Here is a 13,715-nt window from a genome sequence, read left to right on the forward strand (position 1 = left end):
CAAGCACGCTGGGTCAAGGGGTGGAGATAGGTGGGAAATCCATGAGAAGCGCTCAGTGGGGGACGCGCGCCACGCAGAACACCGTCTGCCCGAACGGCGGGCGGACAAAACGCTCGATGAACCGGGTGGTCGGCACCACGGTCCGGTCGTAGATCTTGACCAGGCGCGGGTCCGGGTAACCGACACCGCCGCGCCGCACCGCCAGCCACCAGGCGATGCCGCCGAGGAAGTTGATCGGCTTCAGCACCTCGGCCTCCAGCCCGGCGGCGGTCACGGTCCGGCCCAGGGTGGCCGGGGTGTACCGGGTGACGTGCCCGACCTTCCGGTCGAAGTCCCCGTACAGCTGCATGTAGCCGGGCACCCAGATGATGATCCGCCCTCCGGGCTGGGTCACCTCCGCCAGCGAGCGCAGCGCCGCCACATCCTCCTCGATGTGCTCCAGCACGTTCATCAGCACGACGGTGTCGACCTTCTCCGCCAGCGGGATCCGGGTCGGCAGGCCGAACTGGAGCACCCCGATGTCGTCCCGGTCCGCGAACCGCTTCTCCAGCTGCTCCACGCAGTACGGATCGAAGTCGCTCACCACCAGCCGGTCCAGCCGGGGCAGGAACTGCTCGGCGAAGTGCCCGAGCCCCGACCCGACCTCCAGCATCGACCGCCCGACGTGCGGGGCGACCATGTCGTACTCGTACTGCCGGTAGTTCCTGGCCTCGTCCCCCCCAAGGTGGTTCTCCAGGGCCTCGTCTCCGGCCGCCGGCTGAACTACTCGGTCATACCCAGACATGCGATCCTCGTTTACGGCGGTTTGGCGGTACGACGGAGTCTAGTGCCCCGCGACCCGCCGCCCACGCGGTTCGCTGCCAGATCGACCACCGAGGGTTACGATTTGTCAATGCCCGGCTTCGTCGGCCGCGGCCCGGAGATCGCCGAGATCACCCGGCTGCTGGCCCTGTCCCGCCTGGTCACGCTGACCGGAGTCGGCGGAATCGGAAAGTCCCGCCTGGCCGAAGAAGTGGCCGCCACGGCGAGTCCGGACTTTCCCGACGGAGCCCCCACCATCGACCTGTCCGAACTCCGCGACCCCGGCATGCTGGCCCAGACCGTCGCCGAGGCCCTGCGGCTGGACGCCGAAGAGGAGCTCCCCGGCCACCTGGCCGCCCGGCGCGTCCTCCTGATCCTGGACGGCGCCGACGCCGTGGTGGACGCCACCGCCCGGCTCACCGAGACCCTGCTCAGGGCCGCCCCCGGGCTGCGCGTCCTGGTCACCGGCCGCCAGGCCCTGGACGTGGCGGGCGAGCACCTGTTCGTGGTCCCCCCGATGACCAAGGCCGACGGCATCGCCCTGCTCAACGCCAGGGCCGGTCGGCACCTGGTGGAGGACGGCGGGCTCTGCGAACGGCTGGACGGTATCCCGCTCGCCATCGAACTGGCCGCCGACCGGCTCGCCGGCCGGTCCGTGGCGGAGATCGTCCGGGAACTGGACTTCGAGGCGGGCCGGTTCCAGCTGCTGGACGGCCTGCGCGCGGTGATCGGCCGCAGCCACGAGCTCTGCACCCCCGCCCAGCGCCTGCTCTGGGCCCGGCTGGCCGTCTTCTCCGGCTGCTTCGACCTGGCCGCCGCCGAGGAGGTCTGCCACGACCGCGCGATCCCCGCGCACCAGGTGCTCGACCTGATCGGCGGCCTGGTGGCCCGCTCGATCCTGACCCGCGAGGAGGGCTCCCGCTACCACATGCCGGAAACCGTCCGGGAGTACGGCGCCGAGTGGCTGCGCCGCCTGGGCGAGGAGGAGATCTTCCGGCTCCGCCGCCGGCACAAGAACTACTACCTGCGGATGGCCCGCCGCGGCGAGATCGAGTGGTTCGGCCCCGACCAGGCGGCCATCCTGGCCCGGACCCGGGCCGAGCACGGCAACCTGCGCAGTGCGCTGGACTTCTGCATGACCATCCCCGGCGAGGTGCGGGACGGCCTGGAGCTGGCCGCCGCGCTCTGGTTCTACTGGGTCGGCTGCGGCTACCTCGGCGAGGGGCGGCGCTGGCTGGAGCAGGGCCTGGCGCTGGACTCCTCGCCCACCCCCGAGCGGGCCCGGGCGCTGTGGGCCGGGGGTTACGTGGCGATCCTGCTGGGCGACCTGGGGCATGCCGTACGGATGCTGGAGGAGTGCCGGGACGGCGGCGACTCCCGGGTGCGGGCCCGGGCCACGCACCGGCTGGGCTGCGCGGCGCTGCTCAGCGACGAGCACGCCGAGGCCGTCCCGCTCTTCGAGGACGCCCTGGACCAGTACCAGTGGCTGGGCCTGCTGGACAGCCAGGTGCTGATGGGCCGGGTGGAACTGGCCATGGCGCTGGGCTTCGCCGGGCGGCTGGACGAGAGCGCCAGGCTCTGCCAGGAGGTCCGGGCCGAGTGCGCCGCGCACGGCGAACGCTGGGTGCTCTCCTACGTGCTGTTCGTCCAGGCGTACTGCATCTGGGCGGCCGGGGAGCCGGTCGAGGCGTCCCGGCTGGCCCGGGCCTCGCTGGAGATCAACCGGACCTTCAACGACCAGGTCGGCACCCTGCTCGGGGTGGAGCTGCTGGCCCTGGCGGTGGCCGACACCGGCGACCACGAGATGGCCGCGTTGCTCCAGGGCGCCGCCGACCGGCTCTGGCGCTCGGTCGGCCCGCCGCTGTTCGGCGCCCGCCACTTCGCCGCCCCGCTGGCCGACCGCGAGTCCCGCGGCCGGGCCGCGCTCGGCGATCCGCGGTATGAGGAGACGCTGTCCCGGGGACGCCGGATGGGGCTGGACAGCGCGTTAGAAATATCTTCCCGGGGAGTGGTTTTCTCCACAGACGTGGTCCAATCCCGGCCCTCCGCGTGATTTGCTCGTGGCCGTGGATCTGCCGGCCGAGACGAGCACCTTTGTAGGACGCGACACGGAACTGTCCGACGTCGGCCGATTAATCACCCGGGCCCGCCTGGTCACGCTGACCGGCCCCGGCGGGGTCGGCAAGACCCGCCTCGCCCTGCGCGCCGCCGCGGCGTTCGCCGCCGAGTCGGGCGGCTTGGGCGGCTCCGGCGGCGAGGTGGCCTTCGCCGAACTCGCCGCCGAGCGCAACGGCGACCTGCTGGGGCACGCCGTGGCCGCCGCGCTCGGCCTGCGCGAGCAGTCGGTCCGCCCACAGGCCGAGGTGCTCGCCGAGCACCTGGCCGGCCGGCCGGTGCTGATCGTGCTGGACACCTGCGAGCACCTGATCGACGCCGTCCGCGAGCTGGCCGGCCTGCTGCTGGCCGCCGCCCCCCAGGTCCGCCTGCTGGCCACCAGCCGCCAGCAGCTGGGTCTTGAGGCCGAGCGCGTCTACCGCGTCCACCCGCTCGGCGACGCCGACGCCCAGCGCCTCTTCTGCGAACGCGCCCGCGCCGTGCTCCCGCAGTTCACCCCCACCGACGCGGTGGTACGGCTCTGCGCCCGCCTGGAGGGCATCCCGCTCGCGCTGGAACTGGCCGCCAGGCGGCTGCGCGCGCTCTCCCCCGAGGAACTGGCCGACCGGCTGGACGACCGGTTCGCGCTGCTGGGGGGCGGCGGCCGTACCGGGCGGCACGACGGGCTGCGCTCAGCGGTCGGATGGAGCCACGAGCTGTGCACGCCCGAGGAGCGGCTGCTCTGGGCCCGGCTCTCGGTCTTCGCCGGGTCCTTCGACGTGGACGCGGCCGGGCAGGTCTGCGCCGACCACCGGCTCGGCAACGTGCCCGGCATCCTGGCCCGGCTGGCCGACAAGTCCATCGTGCAGGCCGACGACGACCGGTACCGCATGCTCGACACCATCCGCGAGTACGGCAGGGAGTGGCTGCGCGAACTCGGCGAGGAGGAGCAGCAGCTGCGCCGCCACCGCGACTACTACCTCACCCTGGCCAAGGAGGCCGACGCCGACTGGTTCGGCCCCAACCAGTTCACCTGGGCGCTCTGGGTGCGCTGCGAGATGCCCAACCTGCGGCTGGCCCTGGACCACAGCATCGCCAGCTCGGTCGGGCTCGAACTGGCCGGGGCGCTCTGGTTCGTCTGGTTCTGCCTCGGCGAGGTCCGGGAGGGGCGCTACTACCTGGACCGGGCGTTGGAACGTAACAGCAGGCCAGGACCGGCCAGGACCAAGGCGCTCTGGGCCGCCGCCTGGGTCTCCTTCGCCCAGGGCGACCTGGAGCCGGTCGCGCACCGCACCGCCGAGGCCAGCGAGGCCGCCGTGGCCCAGCAGGACTGGGCCGGCGCCGGGTACGCCTACCTCGGCCTGGGCGCCCTGGCCGCGGTGCAGGGCGACCCGGAGCGGGGCGGCGAGCTGATCGAGCGGGCCATCGGCTACTTCGACCAGGACGGCGGGCGGCACATGGGCCGCCTGGTGGCCGCCTCGGTGCTGGCGCTCACCCTGGTCATGCGCGGCCGCCCGGCCGGCGCGCTGACCGTGCTGGCCGAGCAGCGCGCCGAGTGCGAGCACGCCGGGGAGGTCTGGGCCAGGTCCAACGGCGAGACCGTGCGCTCGGGGGCCGAACTCGGCCTCGGCGACCCCCTCTCCGCCGACCAGCACGGCCGGACGGGGCTGCGCGCGCTCTGGCGGCTCGGCGACGTGATGGGCAGCGCGATGGCGGTGGACCAGCTGGCCATGACCGCCTCCGCGATCGGCGACCACCCGCGCGCCGCCCGGCTGCTCGGCGCCGGCCACCGCATCTGGACCACCTTCGGGCTCACCCAGTTCGGCTCGGCCAAGCTCGCCGTCTCCCGCCGGCAGGCCGAACTGCGGGCCAGAGCGGCCATCGGCGACGCCGCCTTCGAGCAGGCGTACGCCGACGGCGCGGAGTTCACCCCGGAACGCGCGGTCGGATACGCGCTGGGAGGGCTTCCCAATTCCCCGCACATGCGGTGGAATCTTCCAGCCGACTGATCCTTGTCTGTACCTGATCTGTACTGGGGAGCCCACCGCTGGAGGACGACGAGGCGATCGCCCGCGCACTGGGCGGCGACCTGGGCGCCTACGAGGTGCTCGTCGCCAGGTACAGTGCGGTCGCGCACCGGACCGCCCACCTGCTGGGGGCCGGGGCCGAGGCTGAGGACGTGGTGCAGGAGGCGTTCGTCAAGGCGTACCGGCATCTGGCGGGGTTCCGCCGGGATTCGGCGTTCAGGCCGTGGCTGCTGCGGATCGTCGCCAACGAGACGCACAACCTGACCCGGGGCAGGGGGCGGCGGGCCGAACTCGCCGTACGGCTCGGACAGGAGCCGGAGGGGAGCGGGCCCGAGGACCCCGCGGGGGCGGCGGTGGCCGCCGACCGGTCGGCGCGGTTGCTGGCGGCGGTGCGGGCCCTGCCTGATCGGGAACGTGAAGCGGTGGTTTGCCGGTATTTCCTGCAACTGTCGGAAGCGGAGACCGCCGAGGTGCTGGGTTGCCCGGTCGGCTCGGTCAAGTCCCGGACCTTCCGGGGGCTGCGGCGACTGCGGGAGGAGGTGGGCCGTGAACTCCTCTGAGAACAACTCCTTCGACGACCTGGAAGCCGAACTGCTGGCACTGGGCGCGATGATCGACGTCCCGCCGCCACCCGCCGATCTCGCCGCCACCGTACGGGCCCGGCTGCCCGAACCCGTGCCGTCCCGCCGCCCCCGGTGGACCGCCCGGCGGATCGCGGCCGTGCTCGCCGCGTTCCTGGTCGTGCTGGTGGCCGCCACCCCGCAGGGCCGGGCCGCCGTGGTCTCCGTGCTCCGCTTCGCCGGCGTCCAGATCAACGTGGAGGAGCAGCCGGGCCCTCTGCCCACCGGCCTGCCCTCGCCGTTGCCTGGCGAGCGCAGGGTCACCCTGGAACAGGCCCGTGCTCAGGTCACCTTCCCGCTGGCGACGCTGGCCGCGCTGCCCGCCCCCGACGACGTGCGCGTCGCCGACGGCGGCCGGGTCGTCTCGATGTTCTGGCCCGGGGTCCGCCTCGACCAGTACCACGGCATGCTCACCGACATCTGGCGCAAGGAACTCGGCCCGCCTTTCCCGGAGAGCACCTTCGTGAACGGGGTGACCGGCGTCTGGATCCCTCGGCAACACGGGCTGGAGTACCTCCCGGCCGGCGGCGGGCCACCGCAGCCGATGCGGCTGGCGGGCCCGACGTTGATTTGGCAGCGCGGCCAGGTCGGCATGCGCCTGGAGGGCCCGCCGACCCTGGCGGAGGCCCGCGTGATCGCGGACTCGGTGCGCTAACCCAGCCAGGCGTCGATCTCGCCCAGCAGCTCCTTGCGGAAGGTGTCCGGGGCGGCCGAGGCGCGCACCGACTGGCGGGCCAGCTCGGCCAGCTCCTGGTCGGTGCAGCCGTACACCTCCCGGGCCAGCGTGTACTGGGCGAGCAGGCGGTCGCCGAACAGCAGCGGGTCGTCGGCGCCCAGCGCGATCGGCACCCCGGCCTCGAAGAGCCGCCGGAGCGGCACGTCCTCGGGACGGTCCACCACGCCCAGGCCCACGTTGGAGAGCGGGCAGACCTCGCAGGCGATGCCCCGTGCCGCCAGGCGCTCCATCAGCCGGGGCTGCTCGGCCGCCCGCACGCCGTGCCCCACCCGGTCGGCCGCAAGGTCGTCCACACACTCGGCCACGCTCACCGCGCCCAGCAGCTCCCCGCCGTGCGGCACCGCCAGCAGCCCCGCCCGCTTGGCGATCCGGAACGCGGCGTCGAAGTCCCTGGCCCGGCCGCGGCGCTCGTCGTTGGAGAGGCCGAAACCGACCACGCCCTGGTCCACGTACCTGGTCGCCAGCCGGGCCAGCGTGCGCGCGTCCAGCGGGTGCCGGGTGCGGTTGGCCGCCACGATCACCGCGATGCCCACGCCGGTCGCCCGCTCGGCCGCCTTCGCCGCGTCCAGGACCAGCTCCAGGGTGGCGGTCAGGCCGCCGAACCGCTGCGCGTACCCGGACGGGTCCACCTGGATCTCCAGCCAGCGGGAGCCCTCCGCGGCCTCGTCCTCGGCCGCCTCCCTGAGCAGCCGGTAGACGTCCGCGGGGCGCCGGAGCACCGACCGGGCGATGTCGTACAGCCGCTGGAACCGGAACCAGCCGCGCTCGTCGGTGGCCCGCAGCCGGGGCGGCCAATCCTGCACCAGCGCGTCCGGCAGGTGCACCCCGTGCTCGGCGGCCAGCTCGATCAGCGTCGTGTGCCGCATCGAGCCGGTGAAGTGCAGGTGCAGGTGGGCTTTGGGAAGCCTGTCGAGACGGCGTGGCATCTCCATATCTTGCCGTACCCGCTCCTGGCCCCGGGCGCTCTTCAGCGCACCCGCTAGTGTGCCTCGGCCAGGAGTTTGGCCAGGCGGCTGACGCCCTCGGCGAGATCCTCGTCGCCCAGGGCGTAGGAGAGGCGGAAGTAGCCCGGGGTCCCGAACGCCTCACCGGGCACCAGGGCTACCTCGGCCTCCTCCAGGATCAGCTCCGCCAGCTCCGCCGTGCTGGCGGGCCGCTGCCCGCGCAGTTCCTTGCCGAGCAGCTCCTTGACCGACGGGTAGGCGTAGAACGCCCCGAGCGGCTCCGGGCAGACCACGCCGGGGATCTCGTTGAGCAGGCGGACCATGGTCTGCCGCCGCCGGTCGAACGCCTCCCGCATGGTGGCCACCGCCGACAGGTCCCCGCTCACCGCGGCCAGCGCCGCCGCCTGGGCCACGTTGCAGACGTTGGAGGTGGCGTGCGACTGAAGGTTGGTGGCCGCCTTCACCACGTCCTGCGGGCCGATCAGCCAGCCCACCCGCCAGCCGGTCATCGCGTACGTCTTGGCCACGCCGTTCAGCACCACGACCCGGTCGGCCAGCTCCGGCACGGCGGTGGCGATGCTCGCGAACTTGGCGTCCCCGTAGACCAGGTGCTCGTAGATCTCGTCGGTGACCACCCAGAGATCGTTCTCCAGCGCCCACCGGCCGATCTCGGCCACCTGGGCGGGCGAGTAGACCGCCCCGGTCGGGTTGGACGGGGACACGAAGAGCAGCACCTTGGTCCGCTCGGTCAGCTTCTCGGCCAGCTGCTCCACCGAGGCCAGGTAGCCGGTGCTCTCGTCGGTCACCACGTCCACCTGCACGCCCCCGGCCAGCTTGATCGCCTCCGGGTAGGTGGTCCAGTACGGCGCCACCACCAGCACCTCGTCGCCAGGGTCGAGCAGGGTGGCGAACGCCTCGTACACGGCCTGCTTGCCGCCGTTGGTGACCAGCACCCGGCCGGCGTCCACCTGGAACCCGGAGTCGCGGGCGGTCTTGTCGGCGATGGCCTGCTTCAGCTCGGGCAGGCCCCCGGCCGGGGTGTACTTGTGGAAGCGGGGCTCCCGGCAGGCCGCCACGGCCGCCTCCACGATGTAGTCCGGGGTCGGGAAGTCCGGTTCGCCGGCGCCGAAGCCGATCACCGGCCGGCCGGCCGCTTTCATCGCCTTCGCCTTCGCGTCCACGGCGAGGGTGGCGGATTCGGCGATGGCGGAGATGCGCGCGGAGACGCGCGCGGAGATTCGGCTCATGGAGTAATCGTTTCAGAACACTCCGCCGGGACCACCACGACATCCATCATCCGGACAGCCCATCGCGGTAACGTTGACCTGCGTGGACTTACTGGTTCGACGAAGCAGGCTTTCCCACGTACACTTCACCGACTAGTGGGCCACAACGCCGCAACGCAGGACCGGTAACGGTCGCTGTCAGGTAGGGTGGTGCACGGCTTAGGGCACTAGCGCAATTGGTAGCGCACCGGTCTCCAAAACCGGCGGTTGGGGGTTCGAGTCCCTCGTGCCCTGCGGAGTGCGGTCCGCGCACTACGGGCGAAAACGCCGCCGGTTGCGATGGACACGACGGATCAGGTGAGGACTGTGGCGATCGACACGCGCGGCGAGGCCGCAGCACAGCCAGGCAAGCCGAGCGGCGAGAAGAAGACCAAGCGCACCACTCCCGCACTTTTCTATCGGCAGGCCGTCGCCGAGCTGCGTAAGGTCATCTGGCCGACCCGGAGAGATCTGATCAACTACACCATCGTGGTTCTCGGGTTCTGCCTGATCATGGTGGGTATCGTGGCCGGGCTAGACTTCCTGCTGACGAAGGGTGTGCTCGCGGTCTTCGGTTCCTGACCGCGACCGCATCAGTTCACCTACGAAAGAGGAACAGTCACCGTGTCCGAGTCCCCGCTGTCGGCCGACGGCTCCCGCGCTGAGTGGGAAGACGAGACCGAAGAAGAGGTCGACGCGGCCGTCGAGCCGGAGACCGCGGCCGAGTCCGCTGACGATGCTGACGATGTCTCTGCCGTCGAGGCGAAGAACGCCGTCGACGAAGATGGTGACATCGTCCCCGACGTTGACCCGATCGAGGAATTCAAGCGTCAGCTCCGCGGCCAGTACGGCGAGTGGTATGTCATCCACTCCTACGCCGGCTACGAGAACCGCGTGAAACAGAACATCGAGAGCCGTACCGGGTCCCTCAACATGGAGGACTACATCTTCCAGGTCGAGGTGCCGACCCACACGGTCACCGAGTTCAAGGGCGGCAAGAAGACGCCGATCAAGGAGCGCGTGCTGCCCGGCTACGTCCTGGTCCGGATGGAGCTCACCGACGAGTCCTGGGCCGCCGTGCGGAACACCCCCGGCGTCACCGGCTTCGTCGGCCTGTCCAACAAGCCCAGTCCGCTCAACCTGGACGAGGTGGCCAAGCTGCTCGCGCCGGAGCCGACCGAGGAGGTCAAGAAGGCCTCCGCGAAGACGTCGGCTTCCACCGTCGAGTTCGAGATCGGCGAGTCCGTCACCGTCATGGACGGCCCGTTCGCCACGCTGCCCGCCTCGGTCAGCGAGATCAGCCCCGAGTCGCAGAAGCTCAAGGTGCTGGTGTCGATCTTCGGCCGGGAGACCCCGGTGGAGCTGTCGTTCAACCAGGTCTCGAAGATCTGACCGGGTCAAGTAGACTCGTCTAGTTCTCCCCGCTCCCCGCGGGGACGCCCCTGCCTGCCTTCAGGCAGGCATCGTGGGGCATCACGGAATAACAGAGGACCCGGAGAGAGTCATGCCTCCCAAGAAGAAGATCGCGGCGTTGGTGAAGGTCCAGCTGCCCGCTGGCCAGGCCACGCCCGCGCCGCCCGTCGGTACCGCGCTCGGTCCGCACGGCGTGAACATCATGGAGTTCGTCAAGCAGTACAACGCGGCCACCGAGGCGCAGCGGGGCAACATCATCCCCGTTGAGATCACCATCTTCGAGGACCGCAGCTTCACCTTCGTCACCAAGACGCCGCCGGCGCCCGAGCTGATCAAGAAGGCGCTCGGCCTGAAGAGCGGCTCCAACAACCCGCTCAAGACCAAGGTGGGCCAGCTCTCCCGGGAGCAGCTGCGGCAGATCGCCGAGACGAAGATGCCCGACCTGAACGCCAACGACATCGAGATGGCCGAGCGCATCATCGCCGGCACCGCCCGTTCCATGGGCATCACGATCGCCGACTGACAACCCCTGAACCCTGTGGAAGGGCCTCGCGCGGCCCACACCACGACCTCCATCTAGGAGCAGCAGTGAAGCGCAGCAAGAGCTGGAAGAACGCGGCCGCCCAGGTCGACCGCGAGAGTTTCCTTTCGCCCCTGGAGGGCGTCCGGGTGGCGAAGAAGACCGCCACCACCAAGTTCGACGCCACCGTCGAGGTGGCCCTGCGGCTGGGCGTCGACCCCCGCAAGGCCGACCAGATGGTCCGCGGCACCGTCAACCTCCCGCACGGCACCGGCAAGACCGCCCGGGTCCTGGTCTTCGCCACCGGTGACCGCGCCGAGGAGGCCCGCGCCGCGGGCGCCGACATCGTGGGCGCCGACGAGCTCATCGACGAGGTGGCCAAGGGCCGCCTCGACTTCGACGCCGTGGTCGCCACGCCGGACCTGATGGGCAAGGTCGGCCGCCTCGGCCGGGTGCTCGGTCCCCGTGGCCTGATGCCCAACCCGAAGACCGGCACGGTCACCCCCGCGGTCGGCAAGGCCGTCACCGAGATCAAGGGCGGCAAGATCGAGTTCCGCGTCGACCGCCACGCCAACCTCCACTTCATCATCGGCAAGGCGTCCTTCAACGAGCGCCAGCTGGTGGAGAACTACGCGGCCGCGCTGGACGAGGTGCTCAGGCTCAAGCCGTCCGCCGCCAAGGGCCGCTACCTGAAGAAGGTCACCTTCGCCACGTCCATGGGCCCCGGCATCCCGGTGGACCCCAACGTGACGCGCGCGCTGACCGCCGAGATCGACGAGTAAGCGGGCGCACGCCCGTATACGCGGCTCCCTTCCGGGTAACCGGAGGGGAGCCGTTTCGTTTGTGCGGGTTCCATGCAGATATCGCGTCGGCCCGCCCGCCGCGAGACGGGCGAACGTAGGCTCTGGGCGAAGAAAGGACGGAACCCATGCGCCGACTACTGGTGGCCACCTTAGCCGCCACCGCACTGATCGCCGGGGCCGGCTGCGGCACCACGACGGCCGAGCCCATCGGTGAGGTCCAGCTCTCAGCCGCTCAGGCCATGCAGGAGACCGCCAAGCGGGCCGAGGAGGTCACCTCCTACGCGGCCGACATCGTGGTGGACTTCAAGGACCCGCAGAACGGGACCGGGAACGTCAAGGGCACCATGCTCCTCCAGCAGAAGCCCGCGCTCGCCTCCGACATCAACCTCTCCCAGGTGACCTACGCCGGCCAGGCCCTGCCCGGCGGAGTCCGGGTGATCCTCGCGGACGAGGTCGCCTACGTGAAGCTGGACCTGCTCAAGACCCTCGTGGGCGCCACCAAGCCGTGGGTCAGGGTGGACCTGAAGCAGCTGGGCGACCAGGCCGGCGTCCAGCAGTTCCTGAGCCAGGCCCAGCAGATCGACCTGAAGTCCAGCGTGGCCCTGCTCACCGCGTCCAAGGACGTCAAGTCGGTCGGCAGCGAGACGGTGAGGGGCGTGCAGACCACGCACTACTCGGGCACCTTCCCGGTGGCCGAGGCGCTGAAGCTGCTTCCGCCCGAGTCGCAGGCCACGCTCAACGGGCAGCTGTCCTCGATCAAGGACATGAAGTTCGACACCTGGATCGACGAGGCCGGGCTGCCCCGGAAGATCCAGCTGAACGGCGCCGCCGAGGGCGGCACCTTCACCGCCGCACTGCTGTTCACCTCGTTCGACCAGCAGCTCTCGATCGCCGCACCTCCGGCCGACCAGGTGGGCGAACTGCCGAAGAACATGCCTGTGGCCGAGTAGCAACCGTCGTCAATCCTCCGCGGCTCGGCCGCCCCCCGGCGGCCGAGCCCGGCCGTGAAAGCTGATTTGGCGTCCGGGGGGTTGACAACGTACTCTGTTCACTGCCAAAGACCGCCGGTTGTCTGTGGGCCCTAGCTCGCAGACCGAAGGTTCCCGTGAGGGACGGCCCGCGTAGGTGTGGATGTGAGTTCGCGTTCTTTTCGTGAGCCCCGTGCGCCCTGCGCCGGGGCTTGTTTGTTTCTCCAGTCCTTCGCCGGCGGCATCATCTGGAAGGAGGGCCCATGGCGAAGTCGGAGAAGACCGGCGCGGTGGCCGAACTCCGCAGCGAGTTCGAAGGTTCCAGCGCCGCCGTTCTGACCGAGTACCGCGGTCTCACCGTCGCCCAGCTCAAGCAGCTGCGCGTGACGCTCAGTGGGAATGCGAAGTTCGCCGTGGCGAAGAACACGCTCACCAAGATCGCGGCCAACAGTGTCGGGATCACCGCTCTGGACGGGCTGCTCAAGGGCCCGACCGCGATCGCCTTTGTCAAGGGCGACGTGGTGGAGGCGGCCAAGGGTCTGCGTGAGTTCGCCAAGGCCAACCCCCTTCTGGTGATCAAGGGCGGGGTCGTCGACGGCAAGGCGATGACCCCGGACGAGATCTCCAAGCTGGCTGACCTTGAGTCCCGTGAGGTGCTCCTCGCGAAGCTGGCCGGCGCTCTGAAGGCCAAGCAGTCCCAGGCTGCCGCCACCTTCGCCGCGCTGCCCACGCAGATGGCTCGACTGGCCGAGGCTCTGCGCGTCAAGCGCGAAGAGGCCGGCGAGTAATTCGAAGGTCCGCGAAAGCGGGGGGAAACGCACACCGCGGTCCCTTAAACGTTTGTTAGTTAGATTCACTGGAGGAACACCATGGCGAAGCTCAGCACCGACGAGCTGCTGGAGACCTTCAAGGAGATGACCCTCCTTGAGCTGTCTGACTTCGTGAAGCTCTTCGAGGAGACCTTCGACGTCAAGGCCGCCGCCCCGGTCGCGGTCGCCGCCGCCCCCGGCGGTCCGGCCGCCGCCGTCGAGGAGGTCGAGGAGCAGGACGAGTTCGAGGTCATCCTGGAGGCCGCGGGCGACAAGAAGATCCAGGTCATCAAGGAGATCCGGACCCTCACCAGCCTCGGCCTCAAGGAGGCCAAGGACCTGGTGGACGGCGCTCCCAAGTCGGTCTTCGACGGCAAGGTCAACAAGGAGCAGGCGGAGAAGGCCAAGGCTGCCCTGGAGGGCGCCGGCGCCACCGTCACCGTCAAGTAGTCACCTGCTTGACGCATTGAATTAACGGAAAGAGCGGTTCGTCCCAGGTGCCGGGCGAGCCGCTCTTTTCGTGTTATTTCAGGGCAACCGGCCCGATAAGTCGTACTGTGAGGCGGAGCCGACTCTCCCCGGCAACCAACTCCCGTAGTCGTATGTGGGAATTGCCCGGCCGCGCCGGTGTCTGGACTGAACGGAGGGAGCGCAGCGACCGGAGAGAGGGAAGACACCGGCTGCGAAGCGGCCGGGCCGGGGGGGGGGGGGCGCG

General features: G+C 70.6%; 14 protein-coding genes and 1 tRNA gene. 12 read left to right on the forward strand and 3 right to left on the reverse strand.

Annotation, left to right across the window (positions count from 1 at the left end; genetic code table 11):
* Window positions 1-52 precede the first annotated feature (52 nt).
* A complete protein-coding gene (locus KIP79_RS31415; protein ID WP_214108575.1) occupies window positions 53-784 on the reverse strand; it encodes a class I SAM-dependent methyltransferase in 732 nt (243 codons plus the stop codon).
* A 108-nt stretch (window positions 785-892) separates the two neighbouring features.
* On the opposite strand from KIP79_RS31415, the gene KIP79_RS31420 reads away from it, so the two are divergent.
* The 4 genes from KIP79_RS31420 (at window position 893) to KIP79_RS31435 (ending at window position 6,197) form a co-directional block, all read left to right on the forward strand.
* Complete coding sequence (locus KIP79_RS31420) at window positions 893-2,854, forward strand: ATP-binding protein (protein ID WP_214108576.1); 1,962 nt, start codon at window positions 893-895, stop codon at window positions 2,852-2,854.
* Window positions 2,855-2,861: 7 nt separating this feature from the next.
* Window positions 2,862-4,904 carry an ATP-binding protein gene (locus KIP79_RS31425; RefSeq protein ID WP_214108577.1) on the forward strand — a complete coding sequence of 681 codons (2,043 nt, stop codon included), beginning with the start codon at window positions 2,862-2,864 and terminating at the stop codon, window positions 4,902-4,904.
* A 95-nt stretch (window positions 4,905-4,999) separates the two neighbouring features.
* On the forward strand, window positions 5,000-5,482 hold the full coding sequence (locus KIP79_RS31430) for an RNA polymerase sigma factor (protein ID WP_308169985.1): 483 nt from the start codon (window positions 5,000-5,002) through the stop codon (window positions 5,480-5,482).
* Entirely contained in the window at window positions 5,469-6,197 is a 729-nt protein-coding gene (locus KIP79_RS31435; RefSeq protein ID WP_214108578.1) for a hypothetical protein, read from the forward strand. The genes KIP79_RS31430 and KIP79_RS31435 overlap by 14 nt, the downstream gene beginning before the upstream one ends.
* On the opposite strand, the gene KIP79_RS31440 is transcribed toward KIP79_RS31435, so the two are convergent.
* Both KIP79_RS31440 and KIP79_RS31445 read right to left on the reverse strand, forming a co-directional pair.
* Entirely contained in the window at window positions 6,194-7,210 is a 1,017-nt protein-coding gene (locus tag KIP79_RS31440; RefSeq protein ID WP_214108579.1) for an adenosine deaminase, read from the reverse strand. The two genes, KIP79_RS31435 and KIP79_RS31440, sit on opposite strands and share 4 nt — an antisense overlap.
* 47 nt (window positions 7,211-7,257) lie before the next feature.
* On the reverse strand, window positions 7,258-8,469 hold the full coding sequence (locus KIP79_RS31445) for a pyridoxal phosphate-dependent aminotransferase (protein WP_214108580.1): 1,212 nt from the start codon (window positions 8,467-8,469) through the stop codon (window positions 7,258-7,260).
* Between the two features lie 200 nt (window positions 8,470-8,669).
* On the opposite strand from KIP79_RS31445, the gene KIP79_RS31450 reads away from it, so the two are divergent.
* From KIP79_RS31450 to rplL, 8 genes are all read left to right on the forward strand, one after another.
* Window positions 8,670-8,742 (forward strand) — tRNA-Trp (locus KIP79_RS31450).
* A gap of 72 nt (window positions 8,743-8,814) precedes the next feature.
* Window positions 8,815-9,069 carry a preprotein translocase subunit SecE gene (secE, locus tag KIP79_RS31455; RefSeq protein ID WP_308169986.1) on the forward strand — a complete coding sequence of 85 codons (255 nt, stop codon included), beginning with the start codon at window positions 8,815-8,817 and terminating at the stop codon, window positions 9,067-9,069.
* Between the two features lie 42 nt (window positions 9,070-9,111).
* Window positions 9,112-9,879 carry a transcription termination/antitermination protein NusG gene (gene nusG / locus KIP79_RS31460; protein ID WP_214108582.1) on the forward strand — a complete coding sequence of 256 codons (768 nt, stop codon included), beginning with the start codon at window positions 9,112-9,114 and terminating at the stop codon, window positions 9,877-9,879.
* Window positions 9,880-9,991: 112 nt separating this feature from the next.
* Entirely contained in the window at window positions 9,992-10,423 is a 432-nt protein-coding gene (gene rplK / locus KIP79_RS31465) for a 50S ribosomal protein L11 (RefSeq protein ID WP_214108583.1), read from the forward strand.
* 65 nt (window positions 10,424-10,488) lie between these two features.
* A complete protein-coding gene (gene rplA, locus KIP79_RS31470; RefSeq protein ID WP_214108584.1) occupies window positions 10,489-11,202 on the forward strand; it encodes a 50S ribosomal protein L1 in 714 nt (237 codons plus the stop codon).
* 146 nt (window positions 11,203-11,348) lie between these two features.
* A complete protein-coding gene (locus KIP79_RS31475) occupies window positions 11,349-12,173 on the forward strand; it encodes an SCO4651 family lipoprotein (RefSeq protein WP_214108585.1) in 825 nt (274 codons plus the stop codon).
* A 281-nt stretch (window positions 12,174-12,454) separates the two neighbouring features.
* Window positions 12,455-12,979 carry a 50S ribosomal protein L10 gene (gene rplJ / locus KIP79_RS31480; protein WP_214108586.1) on the forward strand — a complete coding sequence of 175 codons (525 nt, stop codon included), beginning with the start codon at window positions 12,455-12,457 and terminating at the stop codon, window positions 12,977-12,979.
* 81 nt (window positions 12,980-13,060) lie between these two features.
* The gene (rplL, locus tag KIP79_RS31485; protein ID WP_214108587.1) at window positions 13,061-13,450 is read left to right on the forward strand and encodes a 50S ribosomal protein L7/L12; all 390 of its coding nucleotides are present in this window, start codon (window positions 13,061-13,063) and stop codon (window positions 13,448-13,450) included.
* Window positions 13,451-13,715: the final 265 nt, after the last annotated feature.

The organism is Acrocarpospora catenulata (genome assembly GCF_018476525.1).
GTDB lineage: Bacteria > Actinomycetota > Actinomycetes > Streptosporangiales > Streptosporangiaceae > Acrocarpospora > Acrocarpospora catenulata.